Here is a 17,915-nt window from a genome sequence, read left to right as displayed (position 1 = left end):
CCTTATTTCTTCTTCGGACGCCAGGCCACGCAGACGTCCGGGTTGGTGTCGCTGAACGGACCGCCGATCAGGTCGATGCAGTAGGGGACCGCCGCGAAGATGCCGTCGACGACGGTCTTGCCCTCGGCATCCTTCAGGCCTTCGAGGGTTTCCTTGATCGACTTCGGCTGGCCGGGCAGGTTCATGACCAGGGCCGCGTGATCCGGCGTCTCGCGGATCACCGCGACCTGGCGCGACAGGATCGCGGTCGGCACGAAATGCAGGCTGACCTGGCGCATCTGCTCGCCAAAGCCGGGCATTTCCTTGGTGCCGATGGCGAGCGTGGCCTCGGGCGTGACGTCGCGCCGCGCCGGGCCGGTGCCGCCGGTGGTCAGCACCAGGTGGCAGCGCTGCACGTCGACCAGCTCGACCAGGGTCTGCTCGATGCTGGCGCGGTCGTCGGGGATCAGGCGGGTCTCGACGCGGAACGGGGTGGTCAGCGTCTTCTGCAACCATTCCTGCAAGGCCGGGATGCCCTTGTCCTCGTAGACGCCGCCGCTGGCGCGGTCCGAGACCGAGACCAGGCCCACGACCAGCTCCTGCACCTTATTCTCCAGACTCATCGTCTTCTTCGCCTTCGCCTTCGACCTCGTCGCTCGGGGCAGCCTTGGCCGGCTTGGCCAGGTCCTTCAGGATCTGGAAGATCTCGCGGTAGGCCTTGGGCGGCTTGTTCTCCGCCTGCTCCTTGCGCGCATTGCGGATCAGGGTGCGCAGGTGCTGCACGTCCAGCTGCGGATGCTCTTCCAGCAGCTGGGTGAGCGCCTTGTCGTCGGCCAGCAGCTTCTCGCGGCGGCGTTCCAGCGCGTGCAGGGCGGCGGCTTCGGCCTTCGAGGTGCCTTTCCAGCTCTCGATGGTGCGCTGGATGACGGCGACTTCCTCTTCGTCGAGGGAGCGCATCATCTTGCCCACGTACTGCAGCTGGCGGCGGCGGCCTTCGTGGTTGGTGATGGTCTGGGCCATGAGGATGGCATCCTTGACCTCGTCCGGCATCGGCACGCGCTTGACGCGGTCGCGCGGCGCATCGATGAGCTGTTCGCCGAGCTTCTGCAACTCGTTACTCTGCCGCTTCAGTTCGGACTTGGAGGGGCGGTCGTATTCCGGTTCGAACTCGTCGGAGCGGAAGCCGACAGCGCCGCGGTTTGCATTTGGCATGATGATCTAGATTCGCCAAGCGCACGGCTTGACGGTAAAAACAGTAAACGGCTGCTATGATAACTGTTTTAGGGCTCGCTACGAAAAACGCACATGAACGACTCCGTCTTCACCCATACCCAGGATCAGCTCAAGCAGCTCGCACAAGATGTGCTGGCGATTGCAAAGGAAACCGGCGCCAGCGATGCATCGGTCGAGATCAGCGAGGGTAGCGGGCTGGCGGTCACGGTGCGCAAGGGCCAGGTCGAGACCATCGAGCAGAACAAGGACAAGGGCATCGGCGTGACCGTCTACTGCGGCCAGCGCCGCGGTCATTCCAGCACCTCCGATTTCTCCAGCGCCTCGCTGCGCGCCGCCGTCGAAGCCGCCTACAACATCGCCCGCTTCACCGCCGAAGACCCCGCCGCCGGCCTGCCGGACGCGGATCTGCTGGAAATGAATCCGCGCGACCTGCGCCTGTGCTACCCATGGGACATCAGCGCCGAGGAAGCGGTACAGATCGCCCAGCGCTGCGAAGCGGCCGCCTTCGGCGTCGACAAGCGCATCACCAACAGCGAAGGCGCCAGCGTCTACGTCCAGCAGTCGCATTTCGTGGCCGCCAACAGCCTCGGCTTCTGCGCCGGCTACCCGTTCTCGCGCCACACCCTGTCGGTCGCGCCGATCGCCGGCAAGGGCGCGCATATGCAGCGCGACGACTGGTACAGCTCGGCGCGCGACCCGAACAAGCTGGCCGACCCGGAAAAGGTCGGCCGCTATGCCGCCGAGCGCGCCCTGGCGCGCCTGAACGCGCGCAAGCTCGATACCCGCACCTGCCCGGTGCTGTTCGAAGCCCCGCTGGCCGCCGGCCTGCTCGGCGCCTTCGTCCAGGCAACGTCCGGCGGCGCCCTGTACCGCAAGTCGAGTTTCCTGCTGGATTCCCTCGGCCAGTCGATCTTCCCCTCGCACATCCAGATCGTCGAAGACCCGCACATCGTCGGCGCGGTCGGCTCCTCGCCCTTCGACGAAGAGGGCGTGCGCACCCAGACCCGCAAGGTCGTCAGCGACGGCGTGCTGCAAGGCTATTTCCTGTCCTCGTACTCGGCGCGCAAGCTGGGCATGCAGACCACCGGCAACGCCGGCGGCTCGCACAATCTCGACATGCTGTCGAAGGAAACGAAAATCGCCGACACCTTCGAAGGCATGCTGCGCAAGATGGGCACCGGCCTGCTGGTCACGGAACTGATGGGACAGGGCACCAACTACGTCACCGGCGACTACTCGCGCGGCGCGTCCGGCTACTGGGTCGAGAACGGCGTGATCCAGTACCCGGTCGAGGAAATCACCATCGCCGGCAATATGAAGGAGATGTTCCAGTCCATCGTCGGCATCGGCAATGACGTGCTAACGCGCGGCAACAAGTCGACCGGCTCGATCCTGATCGAGAAGATGGTGGTGGCCGGCAGCTGAGGGATCGCGGACGGCAATAAAAAAGGCAGCCCTGGCTGCCTTTTTGTTTTCGCAAGCTCAGAAACGGTGCTGGATACCCACCGACAGGTTGCTCATGTTGCTGCCGTAGCCGGCTTCGTCCCGGGACAGGCTGACGAGCTGCTCATGCCGGGCCTTGGCATAGGCCGCCACCGTGTACAGGTCGGTGCGCTTGGACAGCGCATAACGGGCGCGGAGCACGACCATGATCGGATCCGCGTCGGTGTTCGCCGGCACCTTGCGCACATCCTGGTAGTACACCGCGCCGGTCAGCGTGACTCGCGGGGCGACCAGGTAGCTGGCGCCCGCCCAGTACAGGCGCGCGCGCAGGTCGGCCGTCAGCGGTTTTGCCGACTCGAGCCGGTAGTCGCGGGCGCCGCCCTGCAGCTTCAGGCCGCCGCTGTTGTACAAGGCGCCCAGGTGCCAGGCGGTCGTCTCGTCGCGGACGCCCGTCGCCGTCTTGTTTCCGTTGATCCGCTCATAGGTGGCCGCGACCGCATAGGGTCCGCTTGCATAGTTCAGCGCCACGGCGCCCTTGGCGCTGTCGCCGATCGTCGACGACTGTTCGCCGGCGCCATAGTTCAGGCCAATCGAGAAATTGCCGAACTTGCCGGTGTACTTGACCATATTGTCGAAGCCGGTGGTCATGCCGTATTTGCTGGCGCCGCTGGCATTGCCGGTCGGAACCCAGGAGTAAAAGGGCGCATAGCCCATCGGATCGTAGGCCAGCATGAAGTCATACACCGAGGTGAAGGAGCGTCCCAGCACCAGGCGCCCGAAGCTGCCTTCGAGGCCGACATTGGCCTGGCGCTTGAACAAGGGGTTGTCGGCGGTGCCGGTATCGGGCGCGATACCCATCTCGAGCTGATAGACCGCTTTCAGCCCGTCCCCGAGATCCTCGCTGCCGCGAAAGCCGAGACGCGAGGTGTTCATGCCGCTCGCACTGACGCGCCAGGTCGTGCCCTTGTCCTTGGTGATGTTGGTCGTCGGGCCAAGCAGCACGTCGATGATGCCGTAGACATCGGTATTCGACTGTGCGAGAGCGCTGCCCGAGGCAAGGGTGCCGGCGGTCAGGCTTGCGGCGAAGGCCCATTTTTTCAGTGTCATATCCCATCCTCTGCAAAAAGAAATCGATAGAAGTGGCCCAAAAGCATCTCCATCAATATCAGTTTTTGCGCGTAGGAAATTTGCGCTGCCGCATTACCGACATGCGCTGTGGAAATATGCCCACGCTCAAGCATGGGACAGATCGCCTCGCACGCGTTTTTTTGGTTCCTGCAATAATGTGTGGCTATGCATTGCACTTGAAAGGAAGCACATGAGTATTCTTGCCGCCGCTACCAAACGCCACACCACCAAGGCCTACGACCCGACCCGCCGCGTCCCCGACGAACTCATGCAGCAGATCTACGGCCTGCTGCGCAACAGCCCGTCTTCGGTGAACTCGCAGCCCTGGCACTTCATCGTCGCCAGCACGCCGGAAGCGAAGGCCCGCATGGCCAAGGGCGCGCAGGGCGGTTTTATCTACAACGAGCCGAAGATCACCAAGGCCTCGCACGTGATCCTGTTCTGCGTGCGCGCCGACGCCGACCAGCAGCACCTGGATGCCGTGCTGGAGCAGGAGCAGCGCGACGGCCGCTTTCGCGACGAGGCCGCGAAGGCCGGCCAGGCCAAGGGCCGCCTGGGCTACGTGAACCTGCACCGCTACACCCAGAAGGACCTGCCGCAGTGGCTGGAAAAACAGGTGTATATCGCCCTCGGCAGCGCGATGCTGGGCGCCGCCAACCTGGGCATCGACACCACGCCGATGGAAGGCATCGACGTCGCCGCGCTGGACGCGGAGTTCGGCCTGCACGAGCGCGGCCTGACCAGCCTGGTGATGCTGAGCTTCGGCTACCACGCCGAGACCGACTTCAACGCCGGCCTGCCGAAGTCGCGCCTGAGCGAAGAGCAGGTGTTCACCTTCCTGTAATGATGCCGAAGGGGCGGAGCATGGGAAACCATGCCCGCTCCAGGATCTTCATGAAGCCGTCCCGCGTCGGGTAACCCTCGTTTTCCCAGTCCTCGGCGTAGTGCTGCACATCGCTGGCCAGGATGCCGCGGCTGTCGACGTGGAATACGTGTTCCAACGGCGCGTGGAATTCGGCCAGCACCTCGTCGTTGACGGCGTCGATCACCAGCTTCATGACTTCGGTGCGGAAGGCCAGGTCGGGATCGACGCCGGCGTCGTCCATGACGGTCGTGATCCAGCCGCCATGGCTGTCGACGAAGCCGCGGCCGTCCGGCACCGGATAGTCGTAGCCGTTCAGGAAGATCGGCTGCTGCCAGGGCGTCTTGCGGTAGGCCCAGCGGATCGCGCGGATGATGCCGTTCAGGCCTTCGCTGACGTGGTACAGCAGCAGGTCGAGGCGCGCCGCCGAAAAGCAGGCGGCCGGGGAAGATGCGGCGGAGCAGTCGTCGCGCAGCGCCAGCCGGTGTTCGAGCGCGTCGTTGGCGAAGCCGCCGAGATAGAACTCGCTGAAGTGGAGTTCCGGCGACAGGTGCATGCGGATCACGCTGGCATAGGCGCCGTCGCCGATGTACTCATTGAGACGGGCGCCGTTGAAGCCGAGCAGGCGGATCGCGGCATGCTCGGGCGCGACCTGCGGATGCTCGACCAGGGCCTGCAGCAGCGTCTGTTCGGCATGCCAGAACCACGCATCGCCCAGCGCCAGCCCGGCCGGAGGCGTCGCCCCCGGGTCCGGACTTTCACCCGGCCGATAAACACTTCCTCCGACATTGCCCATCCCGTTCTCCGCTCTGGCTGCCGCTCATGCTTTTGACAGAGGGCGGCGCAGGCCGGTTCCCGGGTGGGCCGGGAGTATTCCTTCGTACGCTTACTTGATCGCGCGGACCGCCTGCAGCACCGGCTGCAACACCGCGGCGCCGAGGCGGGCGCTGCGCGCGCCGTCCCAGCCGACCAGCGGATCCGGGTCGTTGGCGTTGTCCTTGAACGGCAGTTCCAGGGTCAGCGACAGGCAGCCGAAGGCGTGGGTGATGTGCGGCGAGCCCATGGTCAGGGTCTCTTCGCTGTAGGGCGTCTCGCCGTAGCCGTGCACGTCCTGGAAGTCCGGGCTGGCGACCATGAAGGCATCCGAGAAGGCCTTCTGGGCGGCGGCCTGTTCGGCGGTAAAGTTCGGCAGGGATTCGCTGCCGGCGATGAACACGTAGGGCAGGCCCTCGTCGCCGTGCACGTCCAGGCACATGTCGACGCCGGTTTCGTGCATCTTCTTCAGCACCAGGAAGACTTCCGGGCTGCGCTCCATGCTCGGGTTCAGCCACTCGCGGTTCAGGTTGGCGCCGGCGGCATTCGTGCGCAGGTTGCCCCGCACCGAGCCGTCCGGGTTCATGTTCGGCACCACGTAGAACACCGATTCTTTCAATAACTGACGCCCGAAGGGATGGGCCGGGTCGAGCAGGGCGTCGAGCATGCCTTCGACGAACCATTCGGCCATCGTCTCGCCCGGGTGCTGGCGTGCGATCACCCAGACTTTCTTCTTGCCTTCCGCCGGCTCGCCGATGACGAGCAGGTTCAGGTCGCGGCCGTCGATGGTCGAACCGAGGTCGAGCATGCGCACGTGTTCGGACAGCTGGGCGCGGTCCAGCAGCTCCAGGTGGCGCTCCCAGGAATAGGGCTCGAAGTAGGCGTAGTAGACGCTGTCCATGGCCGGGGTGTGCTCGATGCTCAGCACCTGGCCGTCGAAGCTGGTCGGCACGCGGAACCAGTTGATGCGGTCATAGCTCGCCATCGCGTTGTAGTCTTCCCATCCCGCCGGGTAGGCCGACTGGCCGGCGTTCAGCAGGCGGATCGTGCAGGGCTGCGCCTGCGCGCCCTGCAGGCGGAAGTAGAACCACTGGGTGATGTCGGCGTGCGAATCCTTGCGGATGTTCAGATCGATGGCGGTCGCGCTTGTGGCGTTCACGACCTCGATGGCGCCAGCGTCGAACTGGCTGCTAATCTTGATAGACATGGTTGTGGATGGGGCCTGGGCAAACCTGCTGCGCGTTGCATTTTCGGCTTGCGATGCTCGCCGTACCGTAAGTACGGCTGCGCTTCTCAGCCGAAACTGCGGCCGCTCGCGACGGTTTGACCAGGTCCTGTTATTTGAGTGGTGAGGCACGCATCATAACCATACCTTGTTTCGCCGCGCAAATCGGCTCGTCTGCTGCCGGTCAAATGATGGCCTGCTCTCCGCTGCTACCGTTGCTGTTTCGGAGGAAAACAATGAAGAATGAAATTCGCGTGGCACGGGCCGAAATCACCAGCATCGACAGCCAGGGTTTCTGGCTGCGCTGTCATCGGGAAGAGTTGTACCTGCCCTTCGCCATGTATCCCTGGTTCGAGGATGCGACGGTGGCGCAATTGTGCCGGGTCGAGTGCTTCGGCGATACCTGCCTGTACTGGCCGGGACTCGACCTCGAGCTCAGCGTCGAGAGCATCCGGCTGTCGATGAGCGCGCCTCAGCGCAATCCGCCGAACCTCTCATAGAAGCCGGCATCCGCTTCGGGCGCATCCGCATCTTCCCTGCGCAGCACATCCATCAGGTGCCGCTCCGCCTGCTGCCAGCTCAGGCGGTAGATCGCCTGCGCCAGCGCGTAGGCTTCCGAGCCCGGCCAGGGCTGGGGCAGCAGCTCCAGCGGCAGCATCGGGTCGTGCAGCTGGACGCGGCGGTAGGCGTGGATCAGCAGGCTGCGCATCACGAACGCCGCCTCGGGCGTGAGTTCCTTTTCTTCCTTCAGCAGTGCCAGCAGCGGCGAGAACTCCTCGATGAAGCGGCGGTAGCCGGCCACCACGCCGGACAGGTTCCAGCCTTCGTGCACCAGTTCGCCCAGCGGACGCGAGCCGGACCCGGGCAGTTCGGCGGCGCTGCAGACGAAGACCTTGCCGGCGCCCTTGATGCGATCGAGGATCTCGGCCAGCGGCGCCGGATCGGCCGCCGGATGGGCCAGCAGCCCCGGCGCCAGCATCGCGTAACCTTCCCACTCGAGCTCCTTGCGCACGGCCGCGCGCAGGCTGGCGTCGATGCTGCCGTTCGGTGCCATCACCACGGTCCAGCGGCCATCCCAGTCGAGGCCGGGCGGGGCGTAGATGCGGCGGTTCGCGCGCTCGAAGCGCGGACGCGCCTCCGGCAGCAGGGCATAGCTGCTGCGCCGCCCCTCGCGGCTCGCGACCAGCCAGCCTTCCTGCACCAGGCGGAATACACTGGTGCGCACCAGGCGGTCGGTGACGCCCATCGGCGCCACCAGCTCGATCAGGCTGCCCAGCCACAGGCGGGCGCCGTGTGGGGCGATGGCGTCGCCGAAGATCGTCATGACCAGCGACTTCGAGCGCGGCGGATCGGTGGTAAGGAAGCGGGCTATCCACTCGCTGCTGGTGAGCATTTTCATACAGTTACTTTACCGTAATCACGATGCATGGGATAGATTGTTGCACATCGATATGATTCAAAATTTTGGTGTACATCCAGTTTTTTGTATCGTATTATGGATTCAGACAGAACACAAACGGAGACCACCATGTATGCCCAACTGGTAGAAACCGGCCTCAAGAAGGTACAGACGCGCGACGACATGAGCGCGGATGAACAGGCTTTCCAGGCCCGCATCGACGCCGGCGTCAAGATCGAGCCGAAGGACTGGATGCCCGAGGCTTACCGCAAGACCCTGGTGCGCCAGATTTCCCAACATGCCCATTCCGAGATCGTCGGCCAGCTGCCGGAAGGCAACTGGGTCACGCGCGCCCCCACCCTCAAGCGCAAGGCGATCCTGCTGGCCAAGATCCAGGACGAAGCCGGCCACGGCCTCTACCTGTACAGCGCCGCCGAAACCCTGGGCGTCTCGCGCGACGAGCTGCTGGAGGCCCTGCACGCGGGCAAGGCCAAGTACTCGAGCATCTTCAACTACCCCACGCTGACCTGGGCCGACATCGGCGCGATCGGCTGGCTGGTCGACGGCTCGGCCATCATCAACCAGATCCCGCTTTGCCGCTGCTCGTATGGGCCGTATGCGCGCGCCATGATCCGCGTGTGCAAGGAAGAGTCCTTCCACGCGCGCCAGGGCTACGACATCATGATGAAGCTGGCCCAGGGCTCGCCCGAACAGAAGGCGATGGCCCAGGACGCCCTGAACCGCTGGTGGTGGCCCTCGCTGATGATGTTCGGCCCGTCGGACGCCGAGTCGGTCAACAGCGCGCAGTCGACGCAGTGGCGGATCAAGCTGTTCTCGAACGACGAACTGCGCCAGCGCATGGTCGACCAGACCGTGCCGCAGGCCGAATTCCTGGGCCTGAGCGTCCCCGACCCCGACCTGAAGTGGAACGAAGAACGCGGCCACTACGATTTCGGCGAGATCGACTGGGACGAATTCCACAACGTCCTGAAGGGCAACGGGCCCTGCAACAAGGAGCGCCTGCGCACCCGGGTCAAGGCCTGGGAAGACGGCGCATGGTTCCGCGAGGCGCTGGTGGCGCATGCGGACAAGCAGGCTGCCAGGCAGGTCGCCTGATGTAGGGTGGGCACCCCGTGCCCACGTAAAAACCCGGAGACAACAATGAGCAAAGAATGGCCCCTGTGGGAAGTCTTCATCCGCAGCCAGCACGGACTCGCCCACAAGCACGTCGGCAGCCTGCACGCACCGGATGCCGAGATGGCGATCAACAATGCGCGCGACGTCTACACGCGCCGTAACGAAGGCGTCTCGATCTGGGTCGTGAAGGCGGCCGACATCGTCGCCTCCAGCCCGAGCGACAAGGACGCGCTGTTCGAGCCGTCCAACAGCAAGGTGTATCGCCACCCGACCTTCTTCCCGATGCCGGAAGAAGTCAAGAACCTGTGAGGCCGGCCGTGAACCTTGAATTGGCCAAGATCGAATACCTTCTGCGCCAGGGCGACAACGCCCTGATCCTGTCCCAGCAGCTGTCCCAGCTGTGCGGCAAGGGTCCGGCGCTGGAAGAGGACATGGCGCTCACCAACGTCGCCCTCGACCTGCTCGGCCAGACCCGCATGTGGCTGGGCTACGCCGGCGAACTCGAAGGCCGCGGCCGCGACGAGGACCGCCTCGCCTACCTGCGCGACAGCCGCGAGTTCCGCAATGTCCTGCTGGTCGAACAGCCGAACGGCGACTACGCCCAGACCATGGTGCGCCAGTTCTTCTTCGACACCTGGCACTACTTCCTGATGCGCGGGCTGCTGTCCTCGACCGACAGGCGCATCGCCGAGATCGCGGAAAAATCGGTCAAGGAAGTCACCTACCACCTGCGCCGCAGCGGCGACCTGGTGGTGCGCCTGGGCGACGGCACGCCGGTCAGCCACGCGAAGATGCAAGCCGCGATCGACGAGCTGTGGACCTATACGGGCGAAGTCTTCATCTACGACGAGCTCGAGCTGGCCATGGTGGAGCAGGGCGTCGCCCCCGCCGCGGAAGCGCTGCGCGAAGCCTTCCTGCAGCACGTGTCGGAAGTCTTCGCCGAAGCGACCCTGCCCATGCCCGACCCCGGCGCCTACATGCAGCGCGGCGGCAAGCAGGGCCGGCACAGCGAGCGCCTCGGCTACATCCTGGCCGAGATGCAGTTCCTGCAGCGCGCCTATCCCGGCGTCGAGTGGTAAGGCCATGACCGATACCGCACAAGCCAGCGCCCAGGTCTGGGCCTGGCTCGGCGAGGTGCCCGACCCGGAGATCCCGGTGATCTCGGTGGTCGACCTCGGCATCGTGCGCGAGGTCGCCTTCGACGGCGACGAGTGCGTGGTGACGATCACCCCGACCTATTCCGGCTGCCCGGCGATGCAGGTGATCGCCGAGGACGTGGAGCAGGCATTGCACGCGCGTGGCCTGGGCAAGGTGCGCATCGCCACCCGCCTGTCGCCGGCCTGGACCACCGACTGGATGAGCGAGGCCGGCAAGGCCGCCCTGAAGGGCTACGGCATCGCACCGCCGGTGCAGCAGGTGATCGACATCAGCGCCCTGCAGCATGGGGTGAAACGCCACGCGATCCAGCAACCGAGCGTCGCCTGCCCGCATTGCGGCTCGCAGCATACCCGGCTGACCAGCCAGTTCGGCTCGACGCCATGCAAGGCGCTGTACCAGTGCCTCGACTGCCGCGAGCCTTTCGACTACTTCAAGTGCCATTAAGACGATGAGCAAATTCCATCCCCTGACTGTCGCCAAGGTGAAGCATGAAACGCGCGACGCGATCGCGGTCACCTTCGACGTGCCGCCCGAGCTGCGCGAGGCCTTCCAATACCAGCAGGGCCAGCACCTGACCCTGCGCGCGATGATCGACGGCGAGGACGTGCGCCGTTCCTACTCGATCTGCTCGGCGGTGCAGGACGATTGCCTGCGCGTCGCCATCAAGCGCGTGAACGGCGGCCTGTTCTCGACCTGGGCCAACGAATGCATCCGCCCCGGCGTGACGATCGACGTGATGCCGCCCGAAGGCCGCTTCAACCTGCCGCTCGAACCCGCGAGCCGCCGCCACTACCTGGCCTTCGCGGCCGGCAGCGGCATCACGCCGATCCTGTCGATCGTGAAGACCACGCTGATGGCCGAGCCGGACAGCCGCTTCACCCTGCTGTACGGGAACCGCGCTTCCTCGTCCGTGATCTTCCGCGACGAGCTGGCCGAGCTGAAGGACCGGTACATGGAGCGCCTGAACCTGGTCTACATCATGAGCCGCGAGCCCCAGGACATCGAGCTGTTCCACGGCCGCATCACCGAAGCCAAGTGCCGCGAACTGTTCCGGCACTGGCTGCGCGTGGAGGACGTCGACTACGCCTTCATCTGCGGCCCCGAGGACATGATGCACGGCGTCTCGAACGCGCTGCAGGAAGCGGGCATGCCGAAGGAACGCATCCGCATCGAGCTGTTCGCCGCCGGCGCCGCCCAGGCCCCGCGCAAGCCGCGCCCGGTGTCGGCGGAGCCGCGCCACCAGACCGAAGTCACGGTGGTCATGGACGGTGTCCACGCCAGCTTCACCATGGACAAGGACAAGGAATCCCTGCTCGACGCCGGCCTGCGCGCAGGGCTGGACATGCGCTACTCCTGCAAGGGCGGGGTGTGCTCGACCTGCCGCTGCAAGGTGCTCGAAGGGCAGGTCGAGATGGACGTCAACTACGCGCTCGAGGACTACGAAGTGGCGCGCGGCTTCGTGCTGAGCTGCCAGAGTTTTCCGGTGACGGACAGGGTCGTCGTCGATTTCGACGTGCACGAATAAATGAGACTCGTCGTCCCCGCGAAGGCGGGGACCACGGTGATAAAAAACAGGAGCAGACACCATGACCTACGCATCCATCAAATTCACCATCGATGACGGCATCGCCGTCCTCACCCTCAACCGCCCCGAGCGCCTGAACAGCTTCACCCAGGCCATGCACGGCGAAGTGCGCGACGCGCTGAACCGGCTGCAGGCCGACAAGACCGTGCGCGTGCTGGTGCTGACCGGCGCCGGCCGCGGCTTCTGCGCCGGCCAGGACCTGAACGACCGCGCGGTCGAGCCGGGGGCGCCGGGCGTCGACCTCGGCGAATCGGTCGAAAAATTCTATGCGCCGCTGGTCACGACCCTGCGCACGCTGCCGATGCCGGTGATCTGCGCGGTGAACGGCGTGGCCGCCGGCGCCGGCGCCAACCTGGCGCTGGCCTGCGACATCGTGCTGGCCGCGAAATCCGCCAGCTTCATCGAAGCCTTCTGCAAGCTGGGCCTGATTCCGGACACCGGCGGCACCTGGGTGCTGCCGCGCCTGATCGGTCCGGCGCGCGCCATGGGCCTGGCCCTGCTGGGCGACAAGCTGCCGGCCGAGAAGGCCGAGCAATGGGGCCTGATCTGGCGCTGCGTGCCGGACGAAGCCCTGATGATCGAAGCGATGGCGATGGCCGAGCACTTCGCGAAAGCGCCGACCAAAGGCCTGGCCTTCACCAAGAAGGCGATGCTGGCCAGCTCGACCAACACCCTGGAGCAGCAGCTGCAGCTGGAAGCCGGCATGATGCGCGAACTGGGCTACAGCCACGACTACCGCGAGGGCGTGGCCGCCTTCATCGAAAAGCGCCAGCCCCATTTCAAGGGAGAGTGAGATGGCACAGGCATTGGACAAGGGCAGCGTCGTCGCCGTGGTCGGCAGCGGCGCCATGGGCGCCGGCATCGCCCAGGTGGCGGCAGGCGCCGGGCACCTGGTGCGCCTCTACGATACCCGTCCGGGCGCGGTCGAGAAGGCCATCGCCGACATCGGCAAGGCCTGGGACAAGCTGGTCGCCAAGGGCCGCATGGGCGCCGACGAGGCCAGCCTCGCGCGCGAGCGCCTGCGGCCGGCCGCCTCGCAAACGGAACTGAAGGATGCGGCGCTGGTCGTCGAAGCCATCGTCGAAGACCTCGACCTCAAGCGCGCCCTGTTCGCCGGACTGGAAGACATCGTCGACCCGGCCTGCATCCTGGCCACCAACACCTCGTCGATCTCGGTGACCGCCATCGCCGCCCAGCTGAAACACCCGGAGCGCCTGGTCGGCATGCATTTCTTTAACCCGGTGCCGCTGATGGCGCTGGTGGAAGTGGTCGAAGGCGTCGCCACCGAGAAGGCGGTCGCGGACACCGTCTACGCCACCGCCGAAGCCTGGGGCAAGAGCCCGGTGCATGCGAAATCCACGCCCGGCTTCATCGTCAACCGCGTGGCCCGTCCCTACTATGCGGAGGCGCTGCGCCTGCTGCAGGAGCAGGCCGCCGATGCCGCCACCCTGGACGCGGTGATGCGCGACTGCGGCGGTTTCCGCATGGGCCCCTTCGAGCTGATGGACCTGATCGGCCACGACGTCAATTTTTCGGTCACGCAGTCGGTGTTCAAGGCCTACTTCCACGACCCGCGCTTCACGCCGTCGGTGCTGCAGCAGGAACTGGTGAACGCCGGCTTCCTCGGCCGCAAGTCGGGCCGCGGCTTCTACCGCTACGGCGACAACGCCGCGGCACCCGTGCCCCAGGCCGAGCCGGCCGTGGAGCCGCCGCCGACCGTGCGCGTGACCCGCACGCACAAGGATCCGGAGCCGCTCTTCGAAGCCCTGCACGAGGTGCTGAGCGCACGCCTGGCCGAGGCCGGCGTATCGATCACCCATCCGGGCCTGCTGGATGGCGTCGACGCGATCGAGGCGCCGGCCTTCCACGTGCGCGGCGCCGCCATCTTCATGACCGACGGCCGCAGCGCGACCCAGCGTGCGCTGGACGACAACTGCCCGAACACGGTGCTGTTCGATTTGCTGCTGGACCCGGCCAGGGCCACCCGCATCGCGCTGGCGAAAGCCGACCAGTGCAGCGAAGAGGCCTGGCGCGCCGCGGTCGGCATGTTCCAGGCCGCCGGCTTCACGGTCACCCACCTCGACGACGTGCCCGGCATGGCCGTGATGCGCACCGTCGCCATGCTGGCCAACGAGGCGGCCGACGCCGTCAACCAGGGCGTGTGCAGCGCACGCGCCGTCGACATCGCGATGCAGAAGGGCGTGAACTACCCGCGCGGGCCGCTGGCCTGGGCCGATGCGGTCGGCCTGTGCCACATCGTCAGGGTGCTGCACAACCTGGCCGACACCTATGGCGAAGACCGCTACCGCGTCTCGCCGCTGCTGCGCCGCAAGCTCGCAGCCAATCCGAGAGGAGCCCGATTCCATGCAGTTTGATGTTCAAGAGCGCGCACAAGCGCTGGCCGAGCTGGCCGGCAGGACCATGTACGAACGCGACCCGGCCAGCCGGCAGCTGGGCATGACGCTGGATGCGATCCGTCCCGGCTATGCGCGCATGAGCATGCGCGTGCGCGGCGACATGCTGAACGGCCACGGCACCTGCCACGGCGGCTACATCTTCATGCTGGCCGACAGCGCCTTCGCCTTCGCCTGCAACTCGCACAATTTCAACACGGTCGGCGCCGGCTGCAGCATCGATTACCTGGCGCCGGGCCGCGAAGGCGAGCTGCTGACGGCCGAGGCGGTCGAGCAGGCGCTGTCCGGCAAGACCGGTGTCTACGACATCGTGGTCACGAACGAGGAAGGGCGCAAGGTGGCGCTCTTCCGCGGCAAGTCCCACCGCGTGAACGGCATGGTGGCGGAAGTTTAAAGGAGACATAGCATGGTGCAGCGCATTCCCCAACCCGGCGATCTCGATCCGATCGAGCGCGCCAGCCGCGACGAACTGCAGGCCCTGCAGCTCGAGCGCCTGAAGCAAACGCTGCGGCACGCCTACGAGAACGTGGCGCACTACCGCCGCGCCTTCGACGAAGCAGGCGTGCACCCGGAGGACCTGAAGACCCTGTCCGATCTGGCGAAGTTTCCCTTCACCGAAAAGAAGACCCTGCGCGACAACTACCCGTTCGGCCTGTTCGCGGTGCCGCGCGAGCAGGTGGTGCGCGTGCATGCATCCTCCGGCACCACCGGCAAGCCGACGGTGGTCGGCTACACCCGGCGCGACATCGACACCTGGGCCGGCCTGGTGGCGCGGTCGATCCGCGCGGCCGGCGGCCGTCCCGGCGACATGGTCCACATCGCCTACGGCTACGGCCTGTTCACGGGCGGACTGGGCGCCCACTACGGCGCCGAGCGCCTGGGCTGCACCGTGGTGCCGATGTCGGGCGGGCAGACCGAAAAGCAGGTCCAGCTGATCCAGGACTTCAAGCCTTCGATCATCATGGTCACGCCCTCGTACATGCTGAACATCGTCGAGGAATTCAAGCGCCAGGGGATCGACCCGGCCTCGTCGTCGCTGCAGGTCGGCATCTTCGGCGCCGAACCCTGGACCGACGCCATGCGCCGCGAGATCGAGGAGGGCGCCGGCATCGATGCGGTCGACATCTACGGCCTGTCGGAAGTGATGGGCCCGGGCGTGGCCAGCGAATGCATCGAGAGCAAGGACGGCCCGGTGATCTGGGAAGACCATTTCTACCCCGAGATCATCGACCCGGATACGGGCGAAGTGCTGCCCGACGGCGCCGAGGGCGAGCTGGTGTTCACCTCGCTGTCCAAGGAAGCCCTGCCGATCGTCCGCTACCGCACCCGCGACCTGACGCGCCTGCTGCCGCCGACCTCGCGTTCGATGCGCCGGATGGGCCGCATCACCGGGCGTTCGGACGACATGCTGATCATCCGCGGCGTGAACGTGTTCCCCAGCCAGGTCGAGGAACAGGTGCTGCAGATGCCGGCGCTGGCCCCGCACTACCAGCTGGTGGTGACGAAGGATGGCCACCTCGACAAGCTGGAAGTGCGCTGCGAGCTGCGCGACCAGGAAGTTCCGCATGACATGGTGAAGACGCTCGCCGGCGAGCTGCAGCACCGCATCAAGACCTTCATCGGCGTGACGACCAGCGTGAACCTGCTGCCTGCGAAAGGCATCGAGCGCTCGCTGACGGGCAAGGCCCGGCGCGTGGTCGACCAGCGCAACCAACAGAACTGAGGAGACTTTCCATGACTGACGCATTCATCGTCGACGCCATCCGCACCCCCTTCGGCCGCTTTGGCGGCGCCCTGTCCGGCGTGCGCGCCGACGACCTGGCCGCGCTGCCGATCGCGGCGCTGATCGGCCGCAACCCCGGCGTGGACTGGAGCAAGGTCGACGACGTCTACTACGGCTGCGCCAACCAGGCCGGCGAGGACAACCGCAACGTGGCGCGCATGGCGGCCCTGCTGGCGGGCCTCCCGCCGAGCGTCCCGGGCAGCACCGTCAACCGCCTGTGCGGCTCCAGCCTGGACGCGGTCGGCCTGGCCGCGCGCGCGATCCGCACCGGCGAGGCGCAGCTGGTCATCGCCGGCGGCGTCGAGAGCATGACCCGCGCACCCTTCGTCATGCCCAAGGCCGACAGCGCCTTCTCGCGCAGCGCGAAGATCGAGGACACCACCATCGGCTGGCGCTTCGTGAACCCGAGGATGAAGGCGGAATATGGCATCGACTCGATGCCGGAGACCGCCGAGAACGTGGCCAGGCAGTTTGGCGTCTCGCGGGAAGACCAGGACGCGTTCGCGCTGCGCAGCCAGCGGAAATGGGCCGCCGCGCATGCCGCCGGCGTGTTCAAGGAAGAGATCGTGCCGGTGACCTTGCATGGTAAAAAGGGCGAATCGCGCGTGTTCGACACCGACGAGCATCCGCGGCCGGACGCCAGCCTGGCGGCGCTGGCCAAGCTGAAGGGCGTGGTGACGCCGGACGGCTCGGTCACCGCGGGTAACGCGTCGGGCGTGAACGACGGCGCCTGCGCGCTGCTGCTGGCCTCCCAGTCCGCCGTCGACCAGTACGGCCTGACCCCGCGTGCGCGGGTGGTCGGCATGGCGACGGTCGGCCTGGAGCCGCGCATCATGGGCTTCGGCCCGGCCCCGGCCACCAAGAAGCTGCTGCAGATGACCGGCCTCACCATCGAGCAGATGGATGTGATCGAGTTGAACGAAGCCTTCGCCTCGCAGGGCCTGGCGGTGTTGCGCGACCTCGGCCTGGCCGACGACGACGCGCGCATCAACCCGAACGGCGGCGCGATCGCCCTCGGCCACCCGCTCGGCGCCTCGGGCGCGCGCCTGGTCACGGCGGCCGTGAACCAGCTGCACCGCACGGGCGGCCGCTATGCGCTGTGCACGATGTGCATCGGCGTGGGGCAGGGCATCGCCCTCATCGTCGAGCGGGTGTGACATGCCGGTCTATGAAATCGACGGCATCCGCCCGGTCGTGCACCCGACCGCCTACGTGCACCCGACCGCGGTGCTGATCGGCGACGTGATCGTCGGCCCGCGCTGCTACGTCGGCCCGCTGGCCTCGCTGCGCGGCGACTTCGGCCGCCTGGTACTGGAAGAGGGCGCGAACCTGCAGGACACCTGCGTGATGCACGGCTTCCCGGAAGACGACACGGTGGTCGAGGTGGACGGCCACATCGGCCACGGCGCCGTGTTGCATGGCTGCCGGGTCGGGCGCAATGCGATGGTCGGCATGAATGCGGTGGTGATGGACAAGGCGGTGGTCGGCGCGGAATCCATCGTCGGCGCAGCGAGCTTCGTGAAGGCCGGCATGGCGATCCCGCCGCGCAGCCTGGTGCTGGGCGCGCCGGCCAAGGTGGTGCGCGCGGTGTCGGACGACGAGATTGCGTGGAAGAGTTACGGGACGCGGCAGTATCACGACCTGGCAGTGAGGTCGATGCAGTCGCTGCGCGAGGTCGAGGCGTTCACGGAAGTAGAGCCTGGGCGCGGGCGAATGGTGTTCGACGAGCCGCACAAACCGAAAAAGTAAAGGAGAC

Annotated in this window: 20 protein-coding genes; 14 read left to right on the top strand and 6 right to left on the bottom strand. The window is 66.3% G+C overall.

Annotation, left to right across the window (positions count from 1 at the left end):
* Positions 1-2 precede the first annotated feature (2 nt).
* Both mog and yjgA read right to left on the bottom strand, forming a co-directional pair.
* Complete coding sequence (gene mog / locus AM586_RS12190; protein ID WP_047821523.1) at positions 3-602, bottom strand: molybdopterin adenylyltransferase; 600 nt, start codon at positions 600-602, stop codon at positions 3-5.
* Entirely contained in the window at positions 586-1,191 is a 606-nt protein-coding gene (gene yjgA / locus AM586_RS12185) for a ribosome biogenesis factor YjgA (RefSeq protein WP_047821525.1), read from the bottom strand. The genes mog and yjgA overlap by 17 nt, the downstream gene beginning before the upstream one ends.
* 93 nt (positions 1,192-1,284) lie before the next feature.
* Between yjgA and pmbA the strand changes: the two genes are divergently transcribed.
* Positions 1,285-2,637, top strand: a complete 1,353-nt coding sequence (pmbA, locus tag AM586_RS12180; RefSeq protein ID WP_047821527.1) for a metalloprotease PmbA — start codon at positions 1,285-1,287, stop codon at positions 2,635-2,637.
* 57 nt (positions 2,638-2,694) lie between these two features.
* Here the strand turns inward: pmbA and AM586_RS12175 are convergent, their stop codons facing one another.
* On the bottom strand, positions 2,695-3,762 hold the full coding sequence (locus AM586_RS12175; protein WP_109370467.1) for a porin: 1,068 nt from the start codon (positions 3,760-3,762) through the stop codon (positions 2,695-2,697).
* 211 nt (positions 3,763-3,973) lie between these two features.
* Here AM586_RS12175 and AM586_RS12170 point away from each other — a divergent pair, with 211 nt between their 5' ends.
* Entirely contained in the window at positions 3,974-4,627 is a 654-nt protein-coding gene (locus AM586_RS12170; protein WP_047821529.1) for an oxygen-insensitive NAD(P)H-dependent nitroreductase NfsB, read from the top strand.
* Here the strand turns inward: AM586_RS12170 and AM586_RS12165 are convergent.
* The gene (locus AM586_RS12165; RefSeq protein WP_047821530.1) at positions 4,614-5,441 is read right to left on the bottom strand and encodes a hypothetical protein; all 828 of its coding nucleotides are present in this window, start codon (positions 5,439-5,441) and stop codon (positions 4,614-4,616) included. The genes AM586_RS12170 and AM586_RS12165 overlap by 14 nt on opposite strands.
* A gap of 90 nt (positions 5,442-5,531) precedes the next feature.
* Positions 5,532-6,665, bottom strand: coding sequence for a M14-type cytosolic carboxypeptidase (locus AM586_RS12160; protein WP_047821532.1), 1,134 nt, complete (start codon positions 6,663-6,665; stop codon positions 5,532-5,534).
* Between the two features lie 254 nt (positions 6,666-6,919).
* On the opposite strand from AM586_RS12160, the gene AM586_RS12155 reads away from it, so the two are divergent.
* Positions 6,920-7,183 carry a DUF2442 domain-containing protein gene (locus AM586_RS12155; protein WP_047821534.1) on the top strand — a complete coding sequence of 88 codons (264 nt, stop codon included), beginning with the start codon at positions 6,920-6,922 and terminating at the stop codon, positions 7,181-7,183.
* On the opposite strand, the gene paaX is transcribed toward AM586_RS12155, so the two are convergent.
* Complete coding sequence (gene paaX, locus AM586_RS12150) at positions 7,156-8,082, bottom strand: phenylacetic acid degradation operon negative regulatory protein PaaX (protein WP_047821536.1); 927 nt, start codon at positions 8,080-8,082, stop codon at positions 7,156-7,158. The genes AM586_RS12155 and paaX overlap by 28 nt on opposite strands.
* Positions 8,083-8,211: 129 nt before the next feature.
* Here paaX and paaA point away from each other — a divergent pair, with 129 nt between their 5' ends.
* The 11 genes from paaA to paaY all read left to right on the top strand — a co-directional run bounded on the left by paaA (position 8,212) and on the right by paaY (position 17,908).
* Positions 8,212-9,198 (top strand): 1,2-phenylacetyl-CoA epoxidase subunit PaaA, encoded by a 987-nt coding sequence (paaA, locus tag AM586_RS12145; protein WP_047821538.1) that lies wholly within the window; start codon positions 8,212-8,214, stop codon positions 9,196-9,198.
* Between the two features lie 45 nt (positions 9,199-9,243).
* The gene (gene paaB / locus AM586_RS12140) at positions 9,244-9,528 is read left to right on the top strand and encodes a 1,2-phenylacetyl-CoA epoxidase subunit PaaB (RefSeq protein WP_047821541.1); all 285 of its coding nucleotides are present in this window, start codon (positions 9,244-9,246) and stop codon (positions 9,526-9,528) included.
* 8 nt (positions 9,529-9,536) lie between these two features.
* A complete protein-coding gene (gene paaC / locus AM586_RS12135; RefSeq protein WP_082439892.1) occupies positions 9,537-10,298 on the top strand; it encodes a 1,2-phenylacetyl-CoA epoxidase subunit PaaC in 762 nt (253 codons plus the stop codon).
* 4 nt (positions 10,299-10,302) lie between these two features.
* The gene (gene paaD / locus AM586_RS12130) at positions 10,303-10,821 is read left to right on the top strand and encodes a 1,2-phenylacetyl-CoA epoxidase subunit PaaD (RefSeq protein WP_047821544.1); all 519 of its coding nucleotides are present in this window, start codon (positions 10,303-10,305) and stop codon (positions 10,819-10,821) included.
* 4 nt (positions 10,822-10,825) lie between these two features.
* The gene (gene paaE / locus AM586_RS12125; RefSeq protein ID WP_047821546.1) at positions 10,826-11,902 is read left to right on the top strand and encodes a 1,2-phenylacetyl-CoA epoxidase subunit PaaE; all 1,077 of its coding nucleotides are present in this window, start codon (positions 10,826-10,828) and stop codon (positions 11,900-11,902) included.
* Between the two features lie 61 nt (positions 11,903-11,963).
* A complete protein-coding gene (paaG, locus tag AM586_RS12120; RefSeq protein ID WP_047821548.1) occupies positions 11,964-12,755 on the top strand; it encodes a 2-(1,2-epoxy-1,2-dihydrophenyl)acetyl-CoA isomerase PaaG in 792 nt (263 codons plus the stop codon).
* A gap of 1 nt (position 12,756) precedes the next feature.
* Complete coding sequence (gene paaH, locus AM586_RS12115; protein WP_047821550.1) at positions 12,757-14,337, top strand: 3-hydroxyacyl-CoA dehydrogenase PaaH; 1,581 nt, start codon at positions 12,757-12,759, stop codon at positions 14,335-14,337.
* Positions 14,327-14,770: a hydroxyphenylacetyl-CoA thioesterase PaaI gene (gene paaI / locus AM586_RS12110; protein WP_047821551.1), complete on the top strand. Its 444-nt coding sequence runs from the start codon at positions 14,327-14,329 to the stop codon at positions 14,768-14,770. Before paaH ends, paaI begins: the two co-directional genes overlap by 11 nt.
* Before the next feature lie 12 nt (positions 14,771-14,782).
* Positions 14,783-16,099, top strand: coding sequence for a phenylacetate--CoA ligase PaaK (gene paaK, locus AM586_RS12105; RefSeq protein ID WP_047821553.1), 1,317 nt, complete (start codon positions 14,783-14,785; stop codon positions 16,097-16,099).
* 11 nt (positions 16,100-16,110) lie between these two features.
* A complete protein-coding gene (gene pcaF / locus AM586_RS12100) occupies positions 16,111-17,316 on the top strand; it encodes a 3-oxoadipyl-CoA thiolase (protein WP_047821556.1) in 1,206 nt (401 codons plus the stop codon).
* A gap of 1 nt (position 17,317) precedes the next feature.
* Positions 17,318-17,908: a phenylacetic acid degradation protein PaaY gene (gene paaY / locus AM586_RS12095; protein ID WP_047821558.1), complete on the top strand. Its 591-nt coding sequence runs from the start codon at positions 17,318-17,320 to the stop codon at positions 17,906-17,908.
* Positions 17,909-17,915: the final 7 nt, after the last annotated feature.

It is taken from the genome of Massilia sp. WG5, from assembly GCF_001412595.2.
Lineage (GTDB): Bacteria > Pseudomonadota > Gammaproteobacteria > Burkholderiales > Burkholderiaceae_D > Telluria.
The sequence above is the reverse complement of the archived record's forward strand: the minus strand, read 5'-3'. Positions and strand labels throughout refer to the sequence as shown.

Coding starts and splice junctions, on each gene's coding strand:
- mog (WP_047821523.1), bottom strand. CDS start 602: ATGAGTCTGGAGAATAAGGTGCAGGAGCTGGTCGTGGGCCTGGTCTCG.
- yjgA (WP_047821525.1), bottom strand. CDS start 1,191: ATGCCAAATGCAAACCGCGGCGCTGTCGGCTTCCGCTCCGACGAGTTC.
- pmbA (WP_047821527.1), top strand. CDS start 1,285: ATGAACGACTCCGTCTTCACCCATACCCAGGATCAGCTCAAGCAGCTC.
- AM586_RS12175 (WP_109370467.1), bottom strand. CDS start 3,762: ATGACACTGAAAAAATGGGCCTTCGCCGCAAGCCTGACCGCCGGCACC.
- AM586_RS12170 (WP_047821529.1), top strand. CDS start 3,974: ATGAGTATTCTTGCCGCCGCTACCAAACGCCACACCACCAAGGCCTAC.
- AM586_RS12165 (WP_047821530.1), bottom strand. CDS start 5,441: ATGGGCAATGTCGGAGGAAGTGTTTATCGGCCGGGTGAAAGTCCGGAC.
- AM586_RS12160 (WP_047821532.1), bottom strand. CDS start 6,665: ATGTCTATCAAGATTAGCAGCCAGTTCGACGCTGGCGCCATCGAGGTC.
- AM586_RS12155 (WP_047821534.1), top strand. CDS start 6,920: ATGAAGAATGAAATTCGCGTGGCACGGGCCGAAATCACCAGCATCGAC.
- paaX (WP_047821536.1), bottom strand. CDS start 8,082: ATGAAAATGCTCACCAGCAGCGAGTGGATAGCCCGCTTCCTTACCACC.
- paaA (WP_047821538.1), top strand. CDS start 8,212: ATGTATGCCCAACTGGTAGAAACCGGCCTCAAGAAGGTACAGACGCGC.
- paaB (WP_047821541.1), top strand. CDS start 9,244: ATGAGCAAAGAATGGCCCCTGTGGGAAGTCTTCATCCGCAGCCAGCAC.
- paaD (WP_047821544.1), top strand. CDS start 10,303: ATGACCGATACCGCACAAGCCAGCGCCCAGGTCTGGGCCTGGCTCGGC.
- paaE (WP_047821546.1), top strand. CDS start 10,826: ATGAGCAAATTCCATCCCCTGACTGTCGCCAAGGTGAAGCATGAAACG.
- paaG (WP_047821548.1), top strand. CDS start 11,964: ATGACCTACGCATCCATCAAATTCACCATCGATGACGGCATCGCCGTC.
- paaH (WP_047821550.1), top strand. CDS start 12,757: ATGGCACAGGCATTGGACAAGGGCAGCGTCGTCGCCGTGGTCGGCAGC.
- paaI (WP_047821551.1), top strand. CDS start 14,327: ATGCAGTTTGATGTTCAAGAGCGCGCACAAGCGCTGGCCGAGCTGGCC.
- paaK (WP_047821553.1), top strand. CDS start 14,783: ATGGTGCAGCGCATTCCCCAACCCGGCGATCTCGATCCGATCGAGCGC.
- pcaF (WP_047821556.1), top strand. CDS start 16,111: ATGACTGACGCATTCATCGTCGACGCCATCCGCACCCCCTTCGGCCGC.
- paaY (WP_047821558.1), top strand. CDS start 17,318: ATGCCGGTCTATGAAATCGACGGCATCCGCCCGGTCGTGCACCCGACC.